We start from the raw sequence: 18760 nt of genomic DNA on the forward strand, positions 1-18760 counted from the left end.
CGACGACTGCTCGTCAGCTCTGAAGGCTGGCGAGCACGTCGCTCGCACCGAGGATGCGGTCGTCCATACCCGGACGATCGAGCAGGCTCCCGCCCAACAGCACGGTCGACGAGTTCTCGATCGCGGCCTGCAACTCGCGGATGTTGCGCGGCGGCGGGAAGTACTCGTCCTCGTCGGTGACGACGAGCAACTCGACACCCTGCGACGGGGCGAGTCGTTCGATGACCTCCTCGACGAGTTCTTCGGGTGCCGATGCACCGGCCGTCACCCCGACCACGCCGGACAGGCCTGCCGGGAGTTCGGCTGCCGAGTTGACGCGGTGGACGACCTCGCACCCTTCGGCACGGGCGAGCTTCTCGAGGGCGACCGTGTTCGACGAGTTGGCCGAACCGATCACGACGATCGCGTCGCAGCGATGGGCGAGCTGTTCGATGGCCGCCTGGCGGTTGGTGGTGGCGAAGCAGAGGTCGCTGCGCCCCGGCGTCCAGACCTCGGGGAATCGCTCTTTGACCCGCACGGCGACGCCTTCCCAGTCACGATGCGACAGCGTGGTCTGCGCGAGCAACGCAACGGGCTGATCGGTGTCGGGGAGCGCGTCGACCTCGTCGACCGACTCGACCCGGTCGATCGCGTCGGGCGCCACCGCCATCGTGCCGACGGCTTCTTCGTGGCCGTTGTGGCCGACATAGACGATCCGGAACCCTTTGCCGGCCCGAACCTTGACCTCGTGGTGGACCTTGGTGACCAGCGGGCACACCGAATCGACCACGTACGAGCCACGAGCTCGCGCCGCCTCGACGACCTCCGGTGCCGAACCGTGGGCCGACAGCATGATCGGGCTGCCGACCGGCACCTCGGAGATGTCGTCGACGAAGATCACGCCCTGGTCCTCGAAGCGCCGAACGACGAGCTTGTTGTGCACGATCTCGTGGTAGCAGTACACCGGGGTCGGGAAGGCTCGAACCATCCAGGCCAAGGCCTTGATCGCCATCTCGACGCCGGCACAGAACCCCCGGGGTTCGGCCAACAGCACCTGCTGGACAGCGCCAGATCCAGGTGACGCCTCAGCGGGGTCGGGGTCGTCGCTCATGTCACCACAAATCTACCGAGTCCGGGCGGCGGTAGCCTGACGAGCCCCATGTCTGCCACTCTCCACCGCTCTCTCGCGCCCCTCGTGGTGTCGGTCGCGCCCGGGTCTCCCGCCGCGCTCGCCGGGGTGGTCGAAGGCGACGAGATCGTGCGGGTCAACGGCGACGAGCCTCGCGACATCATCGAGTGGCAGATGGCCACCGACGAGGCCGAGGTCGAACTCGACGTGCTGCGCGGCGGGCTCGATCTGTCGATGTCGATCGAGAAGCCCGAGGGCGCGCCGCTGGGCATCGAGGTGTCGAGTGCGGTGTTCGACCGAGTCCGCACGTGCGACAACCACTGCGAGTTCTGCTTCATCTACCAGTTGCCCAAGGGCATGCGCCGCTCGCTGTATCTGAAGGACGACGACTACCGGTTGTCGTTCCTGTACGGCAACTTCACGACGCTCACCCGCTTCACCGAGGCCGATCTCGAACGGGTGGTGACCGAACGGCTCTCGCCGCTGCACGTGAGCATCCACGCCACCGACCCCGACGTTCGTTCGCACATGTTGAAGAACCCGCGCGGGGCGATGAGCCTGCGCTGGCTCCGCGCGCTGCTCGATCACGACATCGTGGTGCGCGGCCAGGTCGTCGTGTGCCCGGGCGTCAACGACGGAGCGATCTTCGACGACACCATGGCCGGCGTGCTCGACCAATATCCCGAACTCGATTCGGTGGCCGTCGTGCCGCTCGGCATCTCCAAGTTCAACGGCGAAGACGCCATGCGCCTGCACACGCGAGCCGAAGCTGCGGCGATGGTCGATGCGGTCACCGACTGGCAGGACGTGTTCTCGGCCACGCTCGGCCGCCGGATGGTCTACGCCGCCGACGAGTACTACCTCATGGCCGGCCGCCCGTTCCCCGACGCCGAACGCTACGACGGCTTCCCGATGCACGAAGACGGCATCGGCATGGCTCGCACGTTCGAACGGGAGTTCCACGGCCACGCGGTCGAGGCGACCGGACCGCAACGTGGCTTCTTCGCCGCGGTCGACGCTCCGCCCAACCCTGCCGCCTACACCGGGCTGCGCACGGCGGTGCCGTGCGGATCGGGCGACGACGCTGCCACCGGCGGCACGACCGCTGCCGCGACCGCCGTGTCGTTGAGCCCGCGCCGTACCGCTCCGATCGGCGTGCTCACCGGCCCGCTCGGCGCTCCGGTCATCCAACCGCTCGTCGACGCTCTCGGCCGTGACGACGTGCGCGTCATCACCGTCACCAACGAGTTCTTCGGCGGCAACACGGGCGTCACCGGCCTGATGACGGGTGACGACCTCACTCGCACGCTCGCCGACCAGCCCGACGGCCACCGCTACCTCATCCCCGACGTCTGTCTCTCCGACGACGGTCGCTTTCTCGACGGCGTGACCGTCTCCGAACTGCCTCGCCCCGTCGAGGTCATCGCCACCGACGGCATCGCGCTGCGGGCGGCTCTGGAAGGAACATCATGAGCGACCAGCTCGACTCCACCACCACCGGCTCCGACGACGAGGGGCCTTCCGAGATCAGCGCCGAGGAACTGGCGGTCGTCCCCGAGGCAGAGCTGCCGACCGTGGTCATCATCGGTCGCCCAAACGTCGGCAAGAGCACGCTCTTCAACCGCGTCGTGGGCAGCCAACAGGCGATCGTCGAAGACCGGCCGGGGATCACCCGCGACCGCAAGGTGCTCGAGGCCTCGTGGCTCGAAGTGCCGTTCCTCGTCGTCGACACCGGCGGCTGGATGCCCGGCGGTGACGCGCTCGAAGAGAAGGTGAGCCGTCAGGTCGAGGAAGCGGTGCGTGACGCCGACGTGGTGTTGTTCGTCGTCGACGCCTCCGTCGGCCTCACCGACGACGACCAGACCATCGCCAACTGGGTGCGCCGGTCGGGCCGCGACGTCATCATCGTGGCCAACAAGGCCGACAACGAGCGGCGCGAGACCGACCGCTGGGAGTTCCTTGGCCTCGGCCTCGGCGATCCGGTGCCGGTGAGTGCACTGCACGGCCGTCGTGCCGGCGACCTCCTCGACGTCGTCATCTCGCGCTTCTCCGAAGAAGCGCGTCATCGCCCGGTGGCCGACGACGACGATCGCTTCTACGAGGAGGCCGAGGACTGGGACGCCGACGAGATCAAGCCGCCGCGCGTGGCGATCGTCGGCCGACCCAACGTCGGCAAGAGCACGCTGTTCAACCGACTCGTCGGTGAAGATCGGGCGGTCGTGCACGACATGGCCGGCACCACCCGCGACTCGATCGACACGCTCGTCGAGACCGAAGACGGCCCGATGGTCTTCATCGACACCGCCGGCATGCGCCGCAAGGGCAAGATCGACGATTCGGCCGAGTACTACTCGCTCGTTCGTGCGCTCCGTTCGATCGACGACGCCGACGTGGCGTTGCTCGTGATCGACGGCACCGAAGGCGTCACCAGCCAAGACCAGCGGCTCGCCGAGCGCATCGACGCCTCGGGCTGCCCGATTCTGATCGTGCTCAACAAGTGGGAGTTGGTCAGCACCGAGGATCGCCTCGACGTGATGACCGAACTCGAACGCAAGCTCGGCTTCGTCGGCGACGTTCCGGTGCTGAAGATCTCGGCGCTGACCGGAAAGAACGTCCACAGTCTTCGCCCGCACCTGCAGGAGTCGATCGCGCAGTACCACACGCGTGTTCCGACGCGAGACATCAACAAGATCATCGCCGCCGCGCAGCAGCGGGCACCGGCGCCCAAGGGCGCCAAGATCCTCTACGCCGTGCAGGGCGCCATCGACCCGCCGACGTTCACGCTGTTCGTGAACCGCGAGGTGCAGTCGACGTACCTGCGTTACATCGAGCGCACGATCCGCGAGGAGTTCGGCCTCGGTTCGACGGCGATCAAGATCCGCGTCCGCAAGAAGTCATGACCCGATCGCAGGTGAGCAGGGGAGCGGGCCGTGCCCTGGTGTGAAGAATGCGCCAAGTACTACACACCGAATTCGGTGAGCGAAGACGGCACGTGCCCCAAGTGCGGCATGCAGTTGGAAGCACCGCAGTCGGGCGCGCTCTCGTCGTCTCGAGTCGCCGAGAGCTCCGACGAGAAGGCCCCGTGGCACTTCAAGTTGATGGTGGCGTCGGTCGCGATCTATCTCGGATGGAGAGTCATCCAACTCTTTGCGTGAGGCGGGTCGTGCGTCGATAGAGTCGTCGCTCACAACACATTCGGGCTGTGGCGCAGCTTGGTAGCGCACTTGTCTGGGGGACAAGGGGTCGCAGGTTCAAATCCTGTCAGCCCGACGAATGGAAGGCCCTGGCTTCGGCCAGGGCCTTTGCGTTTCTCGGCACTGCGTCCTGTTCAGCGGCGGGCGGTGAGCGTGGCGCCGGCCGCAGTCGAGATGCGGAGTTGCGTGTTGGCGTCGACGAGTTCGTATGTCGTTGCTTCGGACAGGATCTGGAACACGGCGGCTTCCTGTTCGTCGATCTCCGGTGCACAGGCTTTCAGGGTGGACACGGTCTCACCGACCGTCAGACTGTTGCCGTCGATCACGTAGCTGCCTGAGTAGTCGTTGCAGCTGGCGTTGCCGGAGAGGCGTCCGTCGGCGTCGAACGTCAGCGTGGCGGTCACGTTCTCGAGTGCGGGCGTTCCGTCGACGTCGGTCACGGTCCACGTGCCGTTCAAGGCGTTCGCCTCCGTCGACTCCGTCGTGTCGTCGCCGGGGGCCTGGACCTGGACCATGACGAGGTCACCGACATCGATCGACGACTGGGTGCTGTCGATGGGGTTGGCGGTGTCGGTCGTCCAGCGAAGTCGTCCGTCGGCATCGGTGATCGTGGCGCGAATGCTGTACGTGTTGCGCTCTTCCAGATCGGAGCGGTCGGCGGTCAGCTCGAACGGAATGGGGACCTGCTGGTCGTCGAGTTCGATGACCTGCTCGGCGATCACGGTCGACGACGCGTCGGCGATCGAGACGTCTTCGAGTGTGATGGTGGCGGTGCCGCCGGGACGGAGCGCGACGCGCTGTCGGTACGTGATGTTGCCGGTGATCTCGATGGTCATGTCATCCTCGGTGCGGTCGTCGTCAGGGGTCGTGGACTCGGCGGCACCCGCTGATTCGGTCGGGATGGCGTCGGGTTCGTCCGATCCGCATGCGGTGGCACCGAGGGCGAGTGCCACGAGCAGAGAGGTGAAGCGGGCATTCATGTGTTGGGCGGTCCTTTCGTGGGAGTACGTGACCGCTTGGACGTTCGCGGGTGTACCCGAGGTTCCGATCGGCCCCCGTGACATCCATCACCAACGGCGACGTCCTGGGTGTCGCGTCGAACGCGGAGCGGTCTGTCTCGGCGGCAAGATCAAGCGTTGACCGCTGCCTGGAGAGCGACCGTTCCAGCTCCGCTGAGCCGGTCGACGCCGATGGTTCTCCCGGTCGCCGCGAGCAGAAGATCGATGGCAGCACCCCGGATGGTCAACGTGCCGTGCCCGCCGGTCCAGTCGACGTCGGTCGCTTCGAGGGCGGCGCGGGCAAATCGCTTCTTGGCGCCGTACCAACGGCTCGCCAGCGCGTGGTCGAGTGCGACCACGACACGTTCGGGCGGCGTCACCCATCGAACGCCCAGTGGCCTGGCGATGTCTTGGCCGTGGACGATCACGTCGATCAGCGAGTCGCGCGCTGAGCTGCCCATCCCGGTTCGGGTCGACGCTGCCGACTCCCGGAGTTGCTCGATGAGTTCGGCCGGCCCGTACTCCTGTGCATGCGCCACAGCCTGTGCTGCGGTCATGCGGTCGAAGTCTCCTCGGTGGCGGAGCATTCCCCGGACGAAGTCCAGCTTCGACTGGCGAGTCGCCAGCGTCAGGTGGGCGACGACCTCGTGAACGGACCAGCCCGTGCATGCCGATGCACTCGACCACTCGGCCGCGTCGAGTTCCTCGAGTCGGTCGCACAGGCCGAGCCGCTCGGCTCGCAGCATGTCCCGGACGGCGGCCTCGTCGCTCGCGTCGGATGTCGACCGGGTCACGAAGCGTCGGACTTCGGGTCGAGGGCGGACGGGTCGTCGTTGACCATCTCGGCAATCTGCTCCGGCGTCCAGTCGTGGTGTTCGACGAGCACGATCCAGTTGCCGGAGTTGTCCCGAATGAGTGCTTCGGTGCCATACGGCCGGACCTCGGGCGGATTGAGGATGCTGACGCCTTTGGCTTCGAGATCGGCGACGGTCGCAGCGCAGTCGGTGACGCTGAGTCCGATCGCGAAGGTGCCGCCTTCGTCGAGCGCTCGGTTGATCGACTCGGCGAACTCCTCCGACAACGGCGGTCCGGGAGTCGTGAGGTGGACGTCGATCTCTGGTTGCGAGGGGTGTCCGACCGTGCACCAACGGAAGTCGTCACCGACGGTCACGTCATCACGAGCTTCGAAGCCGAGTTTGTCGATGTAGAAGGCCTTGGACGCTTCGATGTCCTTGACCCAGACAGTGGTGAGGGAGATGTTCGAGATCATGTCTGCGACCATACGGATGTGGTCAACCGGGAGGCTTCTCCTCGCTTGCGGAATCGGCCCGAGTCGACGCTCGCTCGTCCGCGTCGCTCCCCGTCGTGCGCTGACGGGCAAGGCCGCGCATGAAGACGAAACAACCGGGGACCTTGGGAGCACCGGTCGCCATGTGTCTCCGTTGCACCGCACTCGGAGTGTCGCCGACGAGTTCTTTGAAGCGGGCACTGAACGACCCGAGGCTCGAGTAGCCGACAGCGAAACACACTTCGGTGACCGTCAGGTTCGTCGCCCGCAGCAGATCCTGAGCTCGCTCGATGCGCCGACGCGAGAGGTACTCGGCCGGCGTGACGCCGTAGGTCGCCTTGAACAACCGGTGGAAGTGGAACTTCGACAGGCCGGCGATCGACGCCGCCGTTGCGAGGTCGGTGGCTTCGGTGAAGTGACGATCGAGGTGATCGCGCGCCGCTCGAAGATGGACGAGCACGTCGCCGGGGACGCGAACACGCTCGGTTCTCGACGACGCAGCGTTCTTCCCGTCGTCGTCCATGCGGGCAACGGTAGACCGACAGCACGCCCTCGCAGCGCTCGCCCCGGCAATGTGGAGCACGACGTGCGATGGCCCCGGCGATGAGGTCTACTTGGCACTGCGAACACTTCGATGCGAAGGAGCACCACACCATGACGAGCACCATCACCACGACGAACCCGGCCACCGGCGACGACCTGGCCACGTACGACGTGTTCGACGCACAGCGGGTCGACGACGCGATCGTTGCTGCCCACGAACTCCATCGGTCGTGGCGTCGCGAGTCGTTCGCCACCCGGGCGTCCGTGCTGCACGCGATCGCCGACGAACTCGACGGACGGATCGGGCCACTCGCCGAGCTGATGGCCGACGAGATGGGCAAGCCGATCGCCGCGGGCCGGTCGGAGGTGGAGAAGTGCGCGTGGGCGTGTCGGCACTACGCCGACAACGCCGAGCGCTACCTCGCCGACGTCGAGATCAGCACCGACAACACGAGGAGCTACGCCCACCACGAGCCGCTCGGCGTGATCCTCGCCGTGATGCCGTGGAACTTCCCGCTCTGGCAGGTCGTCCGCTTCGCCGCTCCCGCGTTCATGGCCGGAAACGCCGGCGTGCTCAAGCACGCGTCGAGCACGACCGGAACGGCGATCGCGCTCGACGAACTGTTCGTGGCCGCAGGGCTGCCCGACGGATTGTTCCGAACGTTGGTCATCCCGTCGTCTCGGGTGAACGACGTGATCGAGCACCCGCTCGTTCGCGCCGTCACGCTCACGGGCAGCGGCCCAGCCGGAGCTGCGGTCGCCAGCAAGGCGGGCGAGATGCTGAAGAAGAGCGTGCTCGAACTCGGCGGCAGCGACCCCTACGTGGTGCTGGAAGACGCCGACCTCGAACTGGCGGCCGCGACGTGCGCGAACAGCCGCATGATCAACGGCGGGCAGAGCTGCATCGCGGCGAAGCGGTTCGTGGTGCACAGCGACGTGTACGACGAGTTCATCGACCGGCTCACCGCCGACATCGACGCCAAGGTGATGGGCGACCCGCACGAGGAAACAACCGACTACGGGCCACAAGCCCGAACCGACCTGCGCGACGAACTCCACCAGCAGGTGGCGGCCAGCATCTCGCACGGGGCCCGGCTGGTGACGGGTGGCAAGGTGCCCGATCAGCCCGGCGCATGGTATCCGGGCACCGTGCTCGCCGACGTGACTCCGGGCATGCCCGCCTACGACGACGAGATGTTCGGCCCGGTGGCCGCCGTGATCCGAGCGACCGACGAAGCCGATGCGATTCGCATCGCCAACGACACACCGTTCGGCCTCGGCGCTGCCGTGTTCACACGAGACCTCGATCGAGGCGAGCGGATCGCCGCAGAGGAACTCGAAGCGGGGAGCTGCTTCGTCAACGCCATGGTGGCGTCCGACCCACGCCTGCCGTTCGGTGGCATCAAGGAATCGGGTTTCGGACGCGAGCTGGCCGACCTCGGCATCAAGGAGTTCGTCAACACCAAGACGGTCGTCGTCGGCTGACCCGTCGACCGGCCGTCGCTCGACCGGTCGTCAGGCTGCCGGGGCGACCGCCAGGCACATGAGCGCGTACACGATCTGTGCCGCGGTGAAGTCCCACGCGTGTGCGCCGGCGATGGGGGCGAACTCGACGAGGTCGATCCCGACGCATCGGCGCCCGGCGAGCGCCGACTCGATGATGTCGAGCGACTGGTAGTAGCCGAGCCCACCCGGCACCGGCGTGCCGGTGGCCGGCATGACCGACGGGTCGAGCCCGTCGACGTCGAACGTCACGTAGACGTCGTTCGGGAAGTCGGCGGGCAACTCGATCACCTCGTTGGGCCGGCGAGCGAGGTCCCGAGCGTCGACGTGGACGACATCGTGTGCCAGACGCAGGTCGCGTTCCTCGGCACAGATCGCTCGCACCCCGTACTGCGCGAGCGGCACCTGCTCCTCGACCGCGAGCAGGTGCATGACCGACGCGTGCGAGTGTCGATGCCCCTGGTAGGCGTCACGCATGTCGGCGTGCGCGTCGATCTGCACGATGCCGATGTCGGGCGTGACTCGCCGAACCCCCTGCACCGCCCCGTACGTGAGGCTGTGCTCACCGCCGAGGGTGACGGGCACACCGCCCGAGCGAGCGACCGCCTCGGTTCGATCGGCGAGCTCGTCGAGCACCGACTCGATCGTTCCCGAACAGTCGATGGCCGGTTGCGTGGCGATGCCGAGCGCACACGCGTCGACCCCGTCCCACAGCCGCTCGAGTTGATCGCTCGACCGGATGATCGCGTCGGGGCCTGCGTGGGTACCCGAGCCGTAGCTCACGGTCTTCTCCAGCCCACATGGGATGACGTGGAACCGAGCGGTCGCCGGATCGGTCTCGGCCTCGGTTAGCTCCTCGTCGAGAAATCGACGCTGCTGATCGGTCACGACAACCTCCGTTGATACTCGTCGTCGGTGAACTCGCGCACGACCCGGAGCTCGTCGGTGTCGGAGTTCCACACGGCGATCGCCGGAAGCCCGATCCCGTTGAACGTCGTCGTCTTCACCATGGAGTAGTGCGCCTGGTCGAGGAACGCGAATCGCTGCCCGACCTCGGGAACCCGCTCGAACGCATAGGTGCCGATCGTGTCGCCCGCCAGGCAGCTCGGGCCGCCGAGCCGTACCTGCACGTCGCCCGACTCGCCGAGCAGCGCAGGCCGGTACGGGGCTTCGAGCACATCGGGCATGTGGCAGGTCGCCGAGATGTCGGCGATGGCGATGTGCCCGGCGTTCTCCATCACGTCGAGTACTTCGCCGACGAGGATGCCTGCGTCGAGCGCGATCGCTTCGCCGGGTTCGAGATGGACGTCGCAGTGGGTCTCGGCCCGAATCGACCCGACGAGGTCGACGAGCGTCGCCCGGTCGTAGTCGGCGCGGGTGATGTGGTGCCCGCCGCCCAGGTTGATCCAGCGCAACCGATCGGTCCAGCGGGCGAGCGCTGGAGCGACCGCCTCCCAGGTGCGCTGCAACGGCTCGACGCCCTGTTCGCACAACGAGTGCATGTGCACACCGTCGACGCCATCGAAGTCGCGGTCGGTGAGTTGGCTGATCGGCGTGCCGAGACGCGATCCGGGCGCCGCGGGGTCGTAGCGCGGCGTCTCGACCTCGGAGTGTTCCGGGTTGATCCGCAAACCCACCGAGATCTTGCGGCCCCGGGCGCGGGCAGCCTCGATGTTGGTTCGAAACCGATCGTGCTGGCGCGGCGTGTTGAAGATGATGTGATCGGACAGATCGAGCAACTCGTCGACCTCGTGCGGGCGGAACGCTGCCGCGTACGTGACGACCGTGCCGTCGTACTTCTCGTTCGCCAGACGCGCCTCCCACAGTCCCGACGTGCACGTGCCCGACAGCGAGCGAGACACGTTGGGCGCCAGCGACCACATGGCGAAGGCCTTGAGCGCGGCGTACATCGACGCTCCCGATCGCTGAGCGACGTCGGCGAGCGCCGCGAGGTTGGCGTCGAGCTTCACCTCGTCGACGACGAAGCAGGGAGATGGCACACGGCCGAGGTCGAAGTCGGCGAACGCGCCGGGATCACCGGCCTGCGTCTCCATCGTCACCGGCCGCCGACGCGGAAGGCGACCATCAGAAGGTGACCGGCCCGTCGAGTTCGGCGACCTGCCAGCCGAGCCCGTGCTCGTTCAGCATCGCCATGAACGGGTCGGGGTCGAGCTGCTCGGTGTTGTACACGCCCGAACCGGACCAGACACCCTGCACCATCAGCGCCGCGCCGATCATCGCCGGCACACCCGTCGTGTAGCTGACGGCTTGCGACCCGACCTCGGCGTAGCACGCCTCGTGATCGCAGACGTTGTAGATGTAGACGGTCTTCTCGCCGCTGCCGTCGATCGCCGGTCCGGTGATGATGTCACCGATGTTCGTCTTGCCGGTCGTGCGCTCACCGAGCCCTTCGGGCGCGGGCAGCACGGAGGCCAGGAATTGCAGCGGCACGATCTCGTGCCCGTTGTAGAGCACGGGTTCGATGCCGGTCATGCCGACGTTCTGCAACACGGTGAGATGGTTGATGTAGGCGTCACCGAACGTCATCCAGAACCGGGCGCGCTCGATCTCGGGGAAGTGCGTGGTGAGGCTCTCGAGCTCCTCGTGGTACATGAGGTAGGCGTTGCGCTCGCCGACCTGATCGAAGTCGAACGCCACCGAGGTGGTCATCGCCGGCGACTCCACCCATCGGCCGTGTTCCCAGTGCCGAGCCGGCGCCGTGACCTCGCGGATGTTGATCTCGGGATTGAAGTTCGTGGCGAACGGATGGCCGTGGTCGCCGCCGTTGCAGTCGAGGATGTCGATCTGGCGGATCCCGCTGACGAGGTGCTTGCGGGCCCACGTGGCGAACACCGAGGTCACGCCGGGGTCGAACCCGGAGCCGAGCACCGCCATGATCCCCGCATCGCGGAAGCGCTCGTGGAGGTTCCACTGGTGCGAGTACTCGAACCGCGCCTCGTCGGGCGGCTCGTAGTTGGCCGTGTCGAGGTACGGCGTGCCGGTCTGCAGGCACGCCTCCATGAGCGTGAGGTCTTGATAGGGGAGCGCCAGGTTGACGAGCACGTCGGGTTCGATGCGCTCGATGAGCGCCACCGTGGCGGCCACGTCGTCGGCGTCGATGCTGTCGACCGAGATGGTCACGCCGGTGCGTTCGAGCACCGATTCGGCGATCGCATGGCACTTCGAGACGGTGCGGCTGGCGAGGTGGATGTCGTCGAACACGTCGGGCAACATCGCCATCTTGTGAACGGCGACGTGGCCCACGCCACCCGCACCGATGACCAGGACGCGGCTCATGCAATTGCTCCTTCGAAAGATGCGATCATCAGTGCTCGAAGTACGTGTAGCTGCTCATGCTGTAACGATAGGTCGAGATCAACTCACGACGCTGAGCTGCACTGACCCGCCCGCTGGCCACCGCCGCGTCGACACGCTTCTTGAACGCGTCGAGGCACGCCTTCGGGTCGTACTCGACGTACGACAGCACCTGTGCGTTGGTGTCGCCCTCGGTCTCGGCCAGGAGTTCGAACTCGCCGTTGTCGAGCAACTCGACGGTGACCACGTTGGTGTCTCCGAACAGATTGTGGAGGTCGCCGAGCGTCTCCTGGTACGCGCCGACGAGGAAGACGCCGAGGTGGTAGCGCTCACCGGGCACGAGATCGTGGACGGGCAACCAGTCGCTGACCCCGTCCTTCGTGACGAACCGGTCGATGCGTCCGTCGCTGTCGCAGGTGGTGTCGGACACGATGGCGTGGCGTGTCGGCATCTCGTCGAGCCGTTGGATCGGAACGATCGGGTGGATCTGGTCGATGGCCCACGAGTCGGGCAGGCTCTGGAACACCGACAGGTTCCCGTGGTAGATGTCGACGTGCTGACCGAGCAGTTCCTCCACGCCCTCGTCGACCGCGTCGGCCTGTCGAGCCAGCTTCTTCAATCGACGGATCACCGTGAGGAATCCCTCCTCGGCACGGGCGAGCTGATCGAGCGACAGGAGGCCGCGCCGGAAGTTGGCACGCAACTCACTGCGGTAGTACTCGGCGTCCGACACGCACTCCTGCAGACGGTCGACGTCGATGTAGTCGTGGATGTGGATCAGGTTGGCGAGCAGTTCGTGGTCGCCGGGTTGGTGTTCGATCCACTCGGCCCGGTCGTAGTACGTCGCTTCGAGCACGTCGAACACCAGGATCGAACTCGACGCGACGATGGCCCGGCCGCTCTCGGTGATCAGCGTCGGATGCGCCTCGTCACCGTCGTCGAGCACGTATTTCACGGTTTCGAGCACGTTCACGCAGTACTCCGACAGCGTGTAGTTCGTCGAATGATCGACCGACCGATGCTCGCCCGTGTAGTCGACACCGAGGCCGCCGCCGAGGTCGAGATACGACAGAGGTGCCCCGAGTCGACGCAGCGCGACGAAGAACCGGCTCGCCTCCGACGCCGCCGCACGGATCTCGTTGACGTTCGGGATCTGCGATCCGATGTGCGAGTGCTGTAGCTGCAGACAGTCGAGCATGTCGACCTCGCGCAACCGCTCGACGATCGTCATCAGGTCGGATGCGCCGACGCCGAACGCCGACCGGTCACCCGACGACGACGCCCACGGTCCGCTGCTGCGCTCGGTGAGCTTGATACGAACCCCGAGGAGCGGCCGCTCGCCGAGGCGTTCGGCGACGCGCAGCACCACGTCGAGTTCGCCGACGCTCTCGAGCACGATCACACACGACACGCCGATGCGTTGGGTGGCGATGGCGAGGCGGACGTACTCCTCGTCCTTCACGCCGTTGCAGATGATGAGCGCCCCGTCCGACAGCTCGCGGCTCAGCGCGATCAGCAGTTCGGGTTTCGACCCGACCTCGAGGCCCAGGTTCCACGGGGCGCCGTGCTCGACGATCCGGTCGACGACGTCGGCCTGCTGGTTGACCTTGATCGGAAACACCGATCGATACGCGCCCTCGTACTCGGTCTCGTCGATCGCTGCCGCAAACGCCTCGTTGATCGCGGCGATCCGGCTGCGCAGGAGCGCCCCGACTCGGATCAGCACCGGCGCCGACACGCCTCGCTGGTCGAGATCGCGCACGATCGACGGCAGGCTCACCGCCGGCCGTTCCGGGTGCTCCGGGTCGCGGATGCCGAGATCTCCGTTGTCGAGCACCTCGAGGAGCCCGTCGGCCCAGCGGTCGAGCCCGTACGGATCGGCGTCGGCCGGGGTCATCGCCCCGCCGCCGCGTGGGCACGAGCGGGCTGCGTGTGAACGTTCACCACCTGGTCGGAGAGCACCGAGCGAGAGTAACACCGGCGTCGGTTGTTTCGGCATGCCGAACCATCATCTAGCAGGGGTTGCGTGACATCTGGCTCGGTCCGGCCCGGGCGAGATCGATCGCCCACCGACGCCTCCGAATCATGGCCGTCACCGTCGATCCGAATGCGAGATACCGTGTGGTCAATTGACCGGATTCGATATGACCGCATCAGCATGAGCCACGCCGACACGACACAGCCGGAGACACAGCCAGAAGCACCGACACCGTGCTGCGGGGGAGCCACGCGCTGGCTCAGCGTCACCGACGCCGCCGCACATGCGTCACGGCTCGCGGCCATCGCCGACCCGACGCGGCTGCAGGTGATGTCGATCATCGCCAACTCGCCCGACGGGGAAGTGTGCGCGTGTGACTTCGTCGAGCCGCTCGGCAAGTCGCAACCGACCATCTCGCACCACCTCAAGGTGCTCGCCGAGGCAGGCATCGTCGAAGGCGACAAGCGCGGCCGCTGGGTCTGGTATCGCCTGGCGAGCGGAGAGGTCGAGCGACTCGCGGCCACGCTCACCGGTGTGGCAGGCGGTGAGGTCTGAACCGTGTGCGGCCGCTTCGTCTCCACCAACCAACCTGACCAGATCGCCAACTACTTCGGCGCCGACGCCGCCGTCGAGAGCCTCGGCGAGAACTTCAACGTGGCGCCCACCCACGACATCTACGGGGTGGTGCAGGGTGCCGACGGCACCAACCGTGTCGAGGCCTTCCACTGGGGCCTCATCCCGAGTTGGGCCAAAGATCGCAAGATCGCGTCGAAGATGATCAACGCCCGCTCCGAGACGCTCGCCGAGAAGAACTCGTTCAAGGGCCTGTTCAAGAAGAAGCGCCTTCTCATCCCGATGGACGGGTTCTACGAGTGGAAACCAGGGGCAGCCGACGGGCCGCTCAACACGAAGGGCAAGCCGCTCAAGCAGCCGATGTTCATCCACCGCGTCGACGACGAACCGTTGGCGGTGGCCGGGCTCTGGACCGCCTGGAAGGATCCCGAAGCGGCGGAAAACCCTGAGGCGTCCGACGCCGGCGACCAGTGGCTGCACTCGGCCACCATCGTCACCACCGCCGCCAACGAGACGATGTCGCAGATCCACAACCGCATGCCGGTGTTCGTCCCGCGGTCACGGTGGGCCGAGTGGCTCGACCGCAGCAACGACGACATCGACGATCTGAGCACGCTGTTCGTGCCGACCGACGATGGTTCGCTCACGATGCACCCGGTGTCGACCGACGTCAACAACGTCCGCAACAACGACCCTCACCTCGTCACCCCGCTCTGACCAAGTTGCTTACGTCGCTCCGGGAGCGACGTAAGCAACTTTGCGTCAGAGTTCGTTGCGGATGGCGTCGGCCCAGGCTTCGAGATCGTCGCGATCGACCGATGCCGCCGCGTTGGCGAAGCTGAGCTGACTCATGTCGTTGGTCGGGATCAGGTGGATGTGCGTGTGCGGCACTTCGTATCCGGCGATGATCATGCCGACCTTCTCACAGCCGAACGCCCGCTCCTGCGCCTTGGCCACCCGGTGCGCCACGGCGAACAGGTGTGCCGACAGTTCGTCGGAGGCGTCGATCCAGTGATCGATCTCCTCGATCGGGACGACGAGCGCATGGCCCGGGGCCATCGGGTTGATCGACATGAACACGACGCAGTGTTCGTCACGATGCAGGAACGTGCCGGGGATGTCGCCGTTGATGATCATGGTGAACACGGTTGCCATGCGCTCAGTCTTGCACTGAGGCACCCCTCACGTAGCATGACGGCGTGAGCATTCCGGAGACCGCTGCATCGCCCACGGCCGAGCCGGCCGAAGGCGTGTTCGAGAACGTCTTCACGCTGCCGAACCTCTTCACCTTGTTGAGGTTGATGTGCCTGCCCCTCTTCCTCTACCTCCTGTTCGCACAAGACAATCGAGCCGGAGCCGCCTGGTTGCTGGCCCTGCTCGGCAGCACCGACTGGGTCGACGGCTACATCGCCCGACGATTCGACCAGACCAGCGAGTTCGGCAAGATCTTCGACCCGACGGTCGACCGCCTGCTGTTCATCGTGTCGGTCACCGCCATCATCATCGACGGGTCGATCCCGCTCTGGTTCGCCATCGCCGTGCTCGCCCGCGAACTGATCGTCGGGGGAGTGATCGCCTTCTCGACGCTGTTCCTCCACATGGAACGCTTTGGTGTCACGTGGCTCGGCAAATGTGCCACGTTCGCGCTCATGGGTGCGGTGCCGAGCTTTCTGCTCGGCAACGCCGACGTCTGGGAGTCACCGGCGTTCCTCGTCGTGGCCTGGGTGCTCGGAATCCCGGGCTTGGCGCTCAGCTACTGGACCGGCATCGCCTATATTCCTCTGATCCGTCACGGCATCGCGGCAGGCCGTGCAACCTCCGATCCAACCACGCCGACCCCCGCCTGAACGGAATCACGCTCATGAACATCCCCGACGACCGTCGCTACTCCTCCGACCACGAGTGGATTCGCCGCGACGGCGACTCGAATCTCGTCACGATCGGCATCACCGACTACGCGCAGGATTCGCTGGGCGACGTCGTCTTCGTCGAGGCTCCCGAGGTCGGCGCGACCGTCGCCAACGCCGAATCGGTGACCGAGGTCGAGAGCACCAAGTCCGTCAGCGACATCTACGCCCCGGTCGCCGGTGTCGTCACCGCGGCCAACGAAGCGCTCGACGACAACCCCGAACTCCTCAACTCCGACCCGTACGGCGACGGATGGATCTGCTCGATCGAGATGAGCGACCCGTCCGAGTTCGACGCGTTGCTCGACGCCGACGCCTATCGCGCACTGACCGAAGGATGACCAACCGCTCGTGAGTACCTACGTCTTCTGCAACCAGTGCGGTCACCGCAACCCGCCCGAGAGCACCTTCTGTTCGAGCTGTGGTTCGCCGCTCGACAGCCTCGACGACCGCACCATCAACCTCACCCGCATCGACCCGCTGCAAGATGCTCCCGGCCCTGACGACGACCTCGTCGTGCCGGTCGGCGACCTGCCGGTCGAGACCGGTGTGCTGATCGTGCGCGCCGGCGAACAGGCCGGTGACCGGTTCGCGCTCGACAACGCCGTCACCAAGCTCGGTCGGCATCCCGACAGCGAGATCAGCCTCGACGACATCACCGTGTCTCGCCGTCATGTCGAGATCGAGCGGACGCCCGACGGCTATGTGGCCAGCGACGCCGGCTCGCTCAACGGCACCTACGTCAACCAGGAGCGCATCGACAAGATGCTGCTGCGCCACGGCGACGAGCTCCAGGTCGGCAAGTTCCGTCTGGTCTTCTTCGAGCGCAGCGATGGCTGAGGCGCCCGAGGCCGCAACTGGCGTGACCGAACCCGGGAGCCGGGCGTCCGGATCACACCTGTCGATCGGCGAGGTCCTCGCGCTCCTGCTCGAGGAGTTTCCCGACGTCACGATCTCGAAGATCCGCTTCCTCGAGAGTCAGGGGCTGATCGAACCCGAGCGCACGGCGTCGGGATATCGCAAGTTCTACGACGTCGACGTCGAGCTGCTCCGGTGCATCCTGCGCGAGCAGAAAGACAACTTCTTGCCGCTCAAGGTCATCAAAGACCGCCTCGACACGGGCGAGATCGATCCGACGAGCGAGATCCCCCGACCGCGCGGGATCATGAACCTCCCCGACGAAGCCGCCGACGCACAGTCGTTGGCGGCGTCGCGCCAAGGGCACCCGGCGGCTCGCACCGCGCCCGGCCCCGGCCTGTTCGAGCGGTCGCCCGCCGAACCCGACCCGACCAAGCCGGCCGGCATGCAGCGTCCCGACGAGACGGGCAGCATCCCGATGGCGTCGGGCGTGGTGCTCGACGGCGCCGAACTCTGCTCGATGTCGGGAATCGACACGGCGCAACTCGACCAGCTCGAGTCGTACGGCCTCATCGTGCCCGACGCGAACAAGCGCTACGACGAAGACGCCCTCGAGATCGCACGCATCGCCAAGCGATTCCTCGATCTCGGTGTCGACGCCCGCCACCTGCGCGGTTGGCGAGTCGCAGCCGACCGTGAAGCCGGCCTGTACGAGCAGATGATCCAACCGCTCATCCGCCAGCGCAACCCGCAATCGAACGAGCATGCGCTGGCACAGCTCACCGAACTCGACCAGTTCGGCGCGCAACTGCGCTCGGCGCTGATGCGCACCCTGCTCCGGCAGCACTTCGAACGCTGAATCCGGGCCCGGCCGACACCGGCCGTCCGATGCGAGATACCATCGGACGCATGGTCCCATTGGAACTGGTCGGCGTCCGAGTCGAAGTCCCGGCGAACACGCCGATGGTGCTGCTGCGCGAGCAGGAAGGCCGCCACCGGCTGTTGCCGATCTACATCGGGAGCCCGGAGGCATCGTCGATCCACTACGCGCTCGAAGGTGTGGAGCCGCCTCGCCCGCTCACGCACGACCTGTTTCTCGCTGCGCTCGAAGCGCTCGGTGCGTCGGTGAGCCAGATCATCGTCACCGAGATGAAGGACCGCACGTTCTACGCCGAGGTGCACATGACCTCCGAGCACGGCGACAAGATCATCTCGAGCCGGCCGTCCGATGCGATCGCGCTCGCGGTGCGCTGCGGAGCTCCGCTGTTCGCCAGCGATGAGCTGATGGATGCGCAGGGGCAGGAACCTCCCGCCGAGCCCGAAGAAGATGCTGCCGAGATCATCGACGAGTTCAAGGACTTCCTCGAGGACCTCAACCCCGAAGACTTCGCCTGACCTGGACGTCGATGCCTCTCGCTCGAGTCGAGGGCGACAGATCGGCGTCGCGCAAAGTCTCAACCAAAGGTCGAGGTAAGGGTTGACGGGCGCGATCGGC

General features: G+C 66.4%; 21 protein-coding genes and 1 tRNA gene. 12 read left to right on the top strand and 10 right to left on the bottom strand.

The window, feature by feature from the left end:
- Positions 1-13: 13 nt before the first annotated feature.
- Positions 14-1090 (bottom strand): 4-hydroxy-3-methylbut-2-enyl diphosphate reductase, encoded by a 1077-nt coding sequence (gene ispH / locus YM304_RS12780; RefSeq protein ID WP_015442113.1) that lies wholly within the window; start codon positions 1088-1090, stop codon positions 14-16.
- 48 nt (positions 1091-1138) lie between these two features.
- Between ispH and YM304_RS12785 the strand changes: the two genes are divergently transcribed.
- The 4 genes from YM304_RS12785 to YM304_RS12800 all read left to right on the top strand — a co-directional run bounded on the left by YM304_RS12785 (position 1139) and on the right by YM304_RS12800 (position 4378).
- Positions 1139-2581, top strand: coding sequence for a DUF512 domain-containing protein (locus YM304_RS12785; RefSeq protein WP_015442114.1), 1443 nt, complete (start codon positions 1139-1141; stop codon positions 2579-2581).
- Complete coding sequence (gene der / locus YM304_RS12790) at positions 2578-4008, top strand: ribosome biogenesis GTPase Der (protein ID WP_015442115.1); 1431 nt, start codon at positions 2578-2580, stop codon at positions 4006-4008. The genes YM304_RS12785 and der overlap by 4 nt, the downstream gene beginning before the upstream one ends.
- Positions 4009-4083: 75 nt before the next feature.
- Positions 4084-4263, top strand: a complete 180-nt coding sequence (locus tag YM304_RS12795; RefSeq protein WP_015442116.1) for a hypothetical protein — start codon at positions 4084-4086, stop codon at positions 4261-4263.
- A gap of 41 nt (positions 4264-4304) precedes the next feature.
- Positions 4305-4378, top strand: a tRNA-Pro gene (locus YM304_RS12800).
- A gap of 58 nt (positions 4379-4436) precedes the next feature.
- Here YM304_RS12800 and YM304_RS12805 read toward each other — a convergent pair.
- From YM304_RS12805 to YM304_RS12820, 4 genes are all read right to left on the bottom strand, one after another.
- Complete coding sequence (locus YM304_RS12805) at positions 4437-5282, bottom strand: META domain-containing protein (protein ID WP_015442117.1); 846 nt, start codon at positions 5280-5282, stop codon at positions 4437-4439.
- 149 nt (positions 5283-5431) lie between these two features.
- Complete coding sequence (locus YM304_RS12810; RefSeq protein ID WP_041299815.1) at positions 5432-6046, bottom strand: maleylpyruvate isomerase family mycothiol-dependent enzyme; 615 nt, start codon at positions 6044-6046, stop codon at positions 5432-5434.
- A 44-nt stretch (positions 6047-6090) separates the two neighbouring features.
- Positions 6091-6570, bottom strand: a complete 480-nt coding sequence (locus YM304_RS12815; RefSeq protein WP_015442119.1) for a VOC family protein — start codon at positions 6568-6570, stop codon at positions 6091-6093.
- A gap of 22 nt (positions 6571-6592) precedes the next feature.
- The gene (locus tag YM304_RS12820) at positions 6593-7111 is read right to left on the bottom strand and encodes a helix-turn-helix domain-containing protein (protein WP_015442120.1); all 519 of its coding nucleotides are present in this window, start codon (positions 7109-7111) and stop codon (positions 6593-6595) included.
- Positions 7112-7242: 131 nt separating this feature from the next.
- On the opposite strand from YM304_RS12820, the gene YM304_RS12825 reads away from it, so the two are divergent.
- The gene (locus YM304_RS12825; protein ID WP_041298283.1) at positions 7243-8616 is read left to right on the top strand and encodes an NAD-dependent succinate-semialdehyde dehydrogenase; all 1374 of its coding nucleotides are present in this window, start codon (positions 7243-7245) and stop codon (positions 8614-8616) included.
- A gap of 30 nt (positions 8617-8646) precedes the next feature.
- On the opposite strand, the gene speB is transcribed toward YM304_RS12825, so the two are convergent.
- The 4 genes from speB to speA are packed head-to-tail and all read right to left on the bottom strand — an operon-like array spanning position 8647 to position 13846.
- A complete protein-coding gene (speB, locus tag YM304_RS12830) occupies positions 8647-9522 on the bottom strand; it encodes an agmatinase (protein ID WP_015442122.1) in 876 nt (291 codons plus the stop codon).
- A complete protein-coding gene (locus YM304_RS12835; RefSeq protein ID WP_015442123.1) occupies positions 9519-10688 on the bottom strand; it encodes a carboxynorspermidine decarboxylase in 1170 nt (389 codons plus the stop codon). The genes speB and YM304_RS12835 overlap by 4 nt, the downstream gene beginning before the upstream one ends.
- 31 nt (positions 10689-10719) lie before the next feature.
- Positions 10720-11931, bottom strand: coding sequence for a saccharopine dehydrogenase family protein (locus YM304_RS12840; protein WP_015442124.1), 1212 nt, complete (start codon positions 11929-11931; stop codon positions 10720-10722).
- 28 nt (positions 11932-11959) lie between these two features.
- Positions 11960-13846: a biosynthetic arginine decarboxylase gene (gene speA / locus YM304_RS12845; RefSeq protein WP_015442125.1), complete on the bottom strand. Its 1887-nt coding sequence runs from the start codon at positions 13844-13846 to the stop codon at positions 11960-11962.
- Positions 13847-14107: 261 nt separating this feature from the next.
- Here speA and YM304_RS12850 point away from each other — a divergent pair, with 261 nt between their 5' ends.
- The gene (locus tag YM304_RS12850) at positions 14108-14482 is read left to right on the top strand and encodes an ArsR/SmtB family transcription factor (RefSeq protein WP_015442126.1); all 375 of its coding nucleotides are present in this window, start codon (positions 14108-14110) and stop codon (positions 14480-14482) included.
- Between the two features lie 3 nt (positions 14483-14485).
- Complete coding sequence (locus YM304_RS12855) at positions 14486-15217, top strand: SOS response-associated peptidase (RefSeq protein ID WP_015442127.1); 732 nt, start codon at positions 14486-14488, stop codon at positions 15215-15217.
- Positions 15218-15262: 45 nt separating this feature from the next.
- Here YM304_RS12855 and YM304_RS12860 read toward each other — a convergent pair whose 3' ends face one another.
- Positions 15263-15655, bottom strand: a complete 393-nt coding sequence (locus YM304_RS12860; protein ID WP_015442128.1) for an HIT family protein — start codon at positions 15653-15655, stop codon at positions 15263-15265.
- A 44-nt stretch (positions 15656-15699) separates the two neighbouring features.
- Between YM304_RS12860 and YM304_RS12865 the strand changes: the two genes are divergently transcribed.
- The 5 genes from YM304_RS12865 to YM304_RS12885 are packed head-to-tail and all read left to right on the top strand — an operon-like array spanning position 15700 to position 18660.
- Positions 15700-16347, top strand: coding sequence for a CDP-alcohol phosphatidyltransferase family protein (locus YM304_RS12865; RefSeq protein ID WP_015442129.1), 648 nt, complete (start codon positions 15700-15702; stop codon positions 16345-16347).
- 14 nt (positions 16348-16361) lie between these two features.
- Complete coding sequence (gene gcvH, locus YM304_RS12870; RefSeq protein ID WP_015442130.1) at positions 16362-16748, top strand: glycine cleavage system protein GcvH; 387 nt, start codon at positions 16362-16364, stop codon at positions 16746-16748.
- 10 nt (positions 16749-16758) lie between these two features.
- Complete coding sequence (locus YM304_RS12875) at positions 16759-17247, top strand: FHA domain-containing protein (protein WP_015442131.1); 489 nt, start codon at positions 16759-16761, stop codon at positions 17245-17247.
- Positions 17240-18124 (top strand): transcriptional regulator FtsR, encoded by an 885-nt coding sequence (ftsR, locus tag YM304_RS12880; protein ID WP_015442132.1) that lies wholly within the window; start codon positions 17240-17242, stop codon positions 18122-18124. Before YM304_RS12875 ends, ftsR begins: the two co-directional genes overlap by 8 nt.
- Before the next feature lie 50 nt (positions 18125-18174).
- Entirely contained in the window at positions 18175-18660 is a 486-nt protein-coding gene (locus YM304_RS12885) for a bifunctional nuclease family protein (protein WP_015442133.1), read from the top strand.
- Positions 18661-18760 lie beyond the last annotated feature (100 nt).

This window comes from Ilumatobacter coccineus YM16-304, assembly GCF_000348785.1.
GTDB lineage: Bacteria > Actinomycetota > Acidimicrobiia > Acidimicrobiales > Ilumatobacteraceae > Ilumatobacter_A > Ilumatobacter_A coccineus.

Excerpts from the sequence above, each read along its gene's own strand:
- YM304_RS12825 (WP_041298283.1), top strand. The coding sequence starts at position 7,243 with ATGACGAGCACCATCACCACGACGAACCCGGCCACCGGCGACGACCTG.
- YM304_RS12810 (WP_041299815.1), bottom strand. The coding sequence starts at position 6,046 with ATGCTGCGAGCCGAGCGGCTCGGCCTGTGCGACCGACTCGAGGAACTC.
- YM304_RS12820 (WP_015442120.1), bottom strand. The coding sequence starts at position 7,111 with ATGGACGACGACGGGAAGAACGCTGCGTCGTCGAGAACCGAGCGTGTT.
- YM304_RS12850 (WP_015442126.1), top strand. The coding sequence starts at position 14,108 with ATGAGCCACGCCGACACGACACAGCCGGAGACACAGCCAGAAGCACCG.
- der (WP_015442115.1), top strand. The coding sequence starts at position 2,578 with ATGAGCGACCAGCTCGACTCCACCACCACCGGCTCCGACGACGAGGGG.
- YM304_RS12840 (WP_015442124.1), bottom strand. The coding sequence starts at position 11,931 with ATGAGCCGCGTCCTGGTCATCGGTGCGGGTGGCGTGGGCCACGTCGCC.
- YM304_RS12815 (WP_015442119.1), bottom strand. The coding sequence starts at position 6,570 with ATGATCTCGAACATCTCCCTCACCACTGTCTGGGTCAAGGACATCGAA.
- speA (WP_015442125.1), bottom strand. The coding sequence starts at position 13,846 with ATGACCCCGGCCGACGCCGATCCGTACGGGCTCGACCGCTGGGCCGAC.
- gcvH (WP_015442130.1), top strand. The coding sequence starts at position 16,362 with ATGAACATCCCCGACGACCGTCGCTACTCCTCCGACCACGAGTGGATT.
- YM304_RS12860 (WP_015442128.1), bottom strand. The coding sequence starts at position 15,655 with ATGGCAACCGTGTTCACCATGATCATCAACGGCGACATCCCCGGCACG.
- ftsR (WP_015442132.1), top strand. The coding sequence starts at position 17,240 with ATGGCTGAGGCGCCCGAGGCCGCAACTGGCGTGACCGAACCCGGGAGC.
- YM304_RS12805 (WP_015442117.1), bottom strand. The coding sequence starts at position 5,282 with ATGAATGCCCGCTTCACCTCTCTGCTCGTGGCACTCGCCCTCGGTGCC.
- YM304_RS12785 (WP_015442114.1), top strand. The coding sequence starts at position 1,139 with ATGTCTGCCACTCTCCACCGCTCTCTCGCGCCCCTCGTGGTGTCGGTC.
- ispH (WP_015442113.1), bottom strand. The coding sequence starts at position 1,090 with ATGAGCGACGACCCCGACCCCGCTGAGGCGTCACCTGGATCTGGCGCT.
- YM304_RS12885 (WP_015442133.1), top strand. The coding sequence starts at position 18,175 with ATGGTCCCATTGGAACTGGTCGGCGTCCGAGTCGAAGTCCCGGCGAAC.
- YM304_RS12835 (WP_015442123.1), bottom strand. The coding sequence starts at position 10,688 with ATGGAGACGCAGGCCGGTGATCCCGGCGCGTTCGCCGACTTCGACCTC.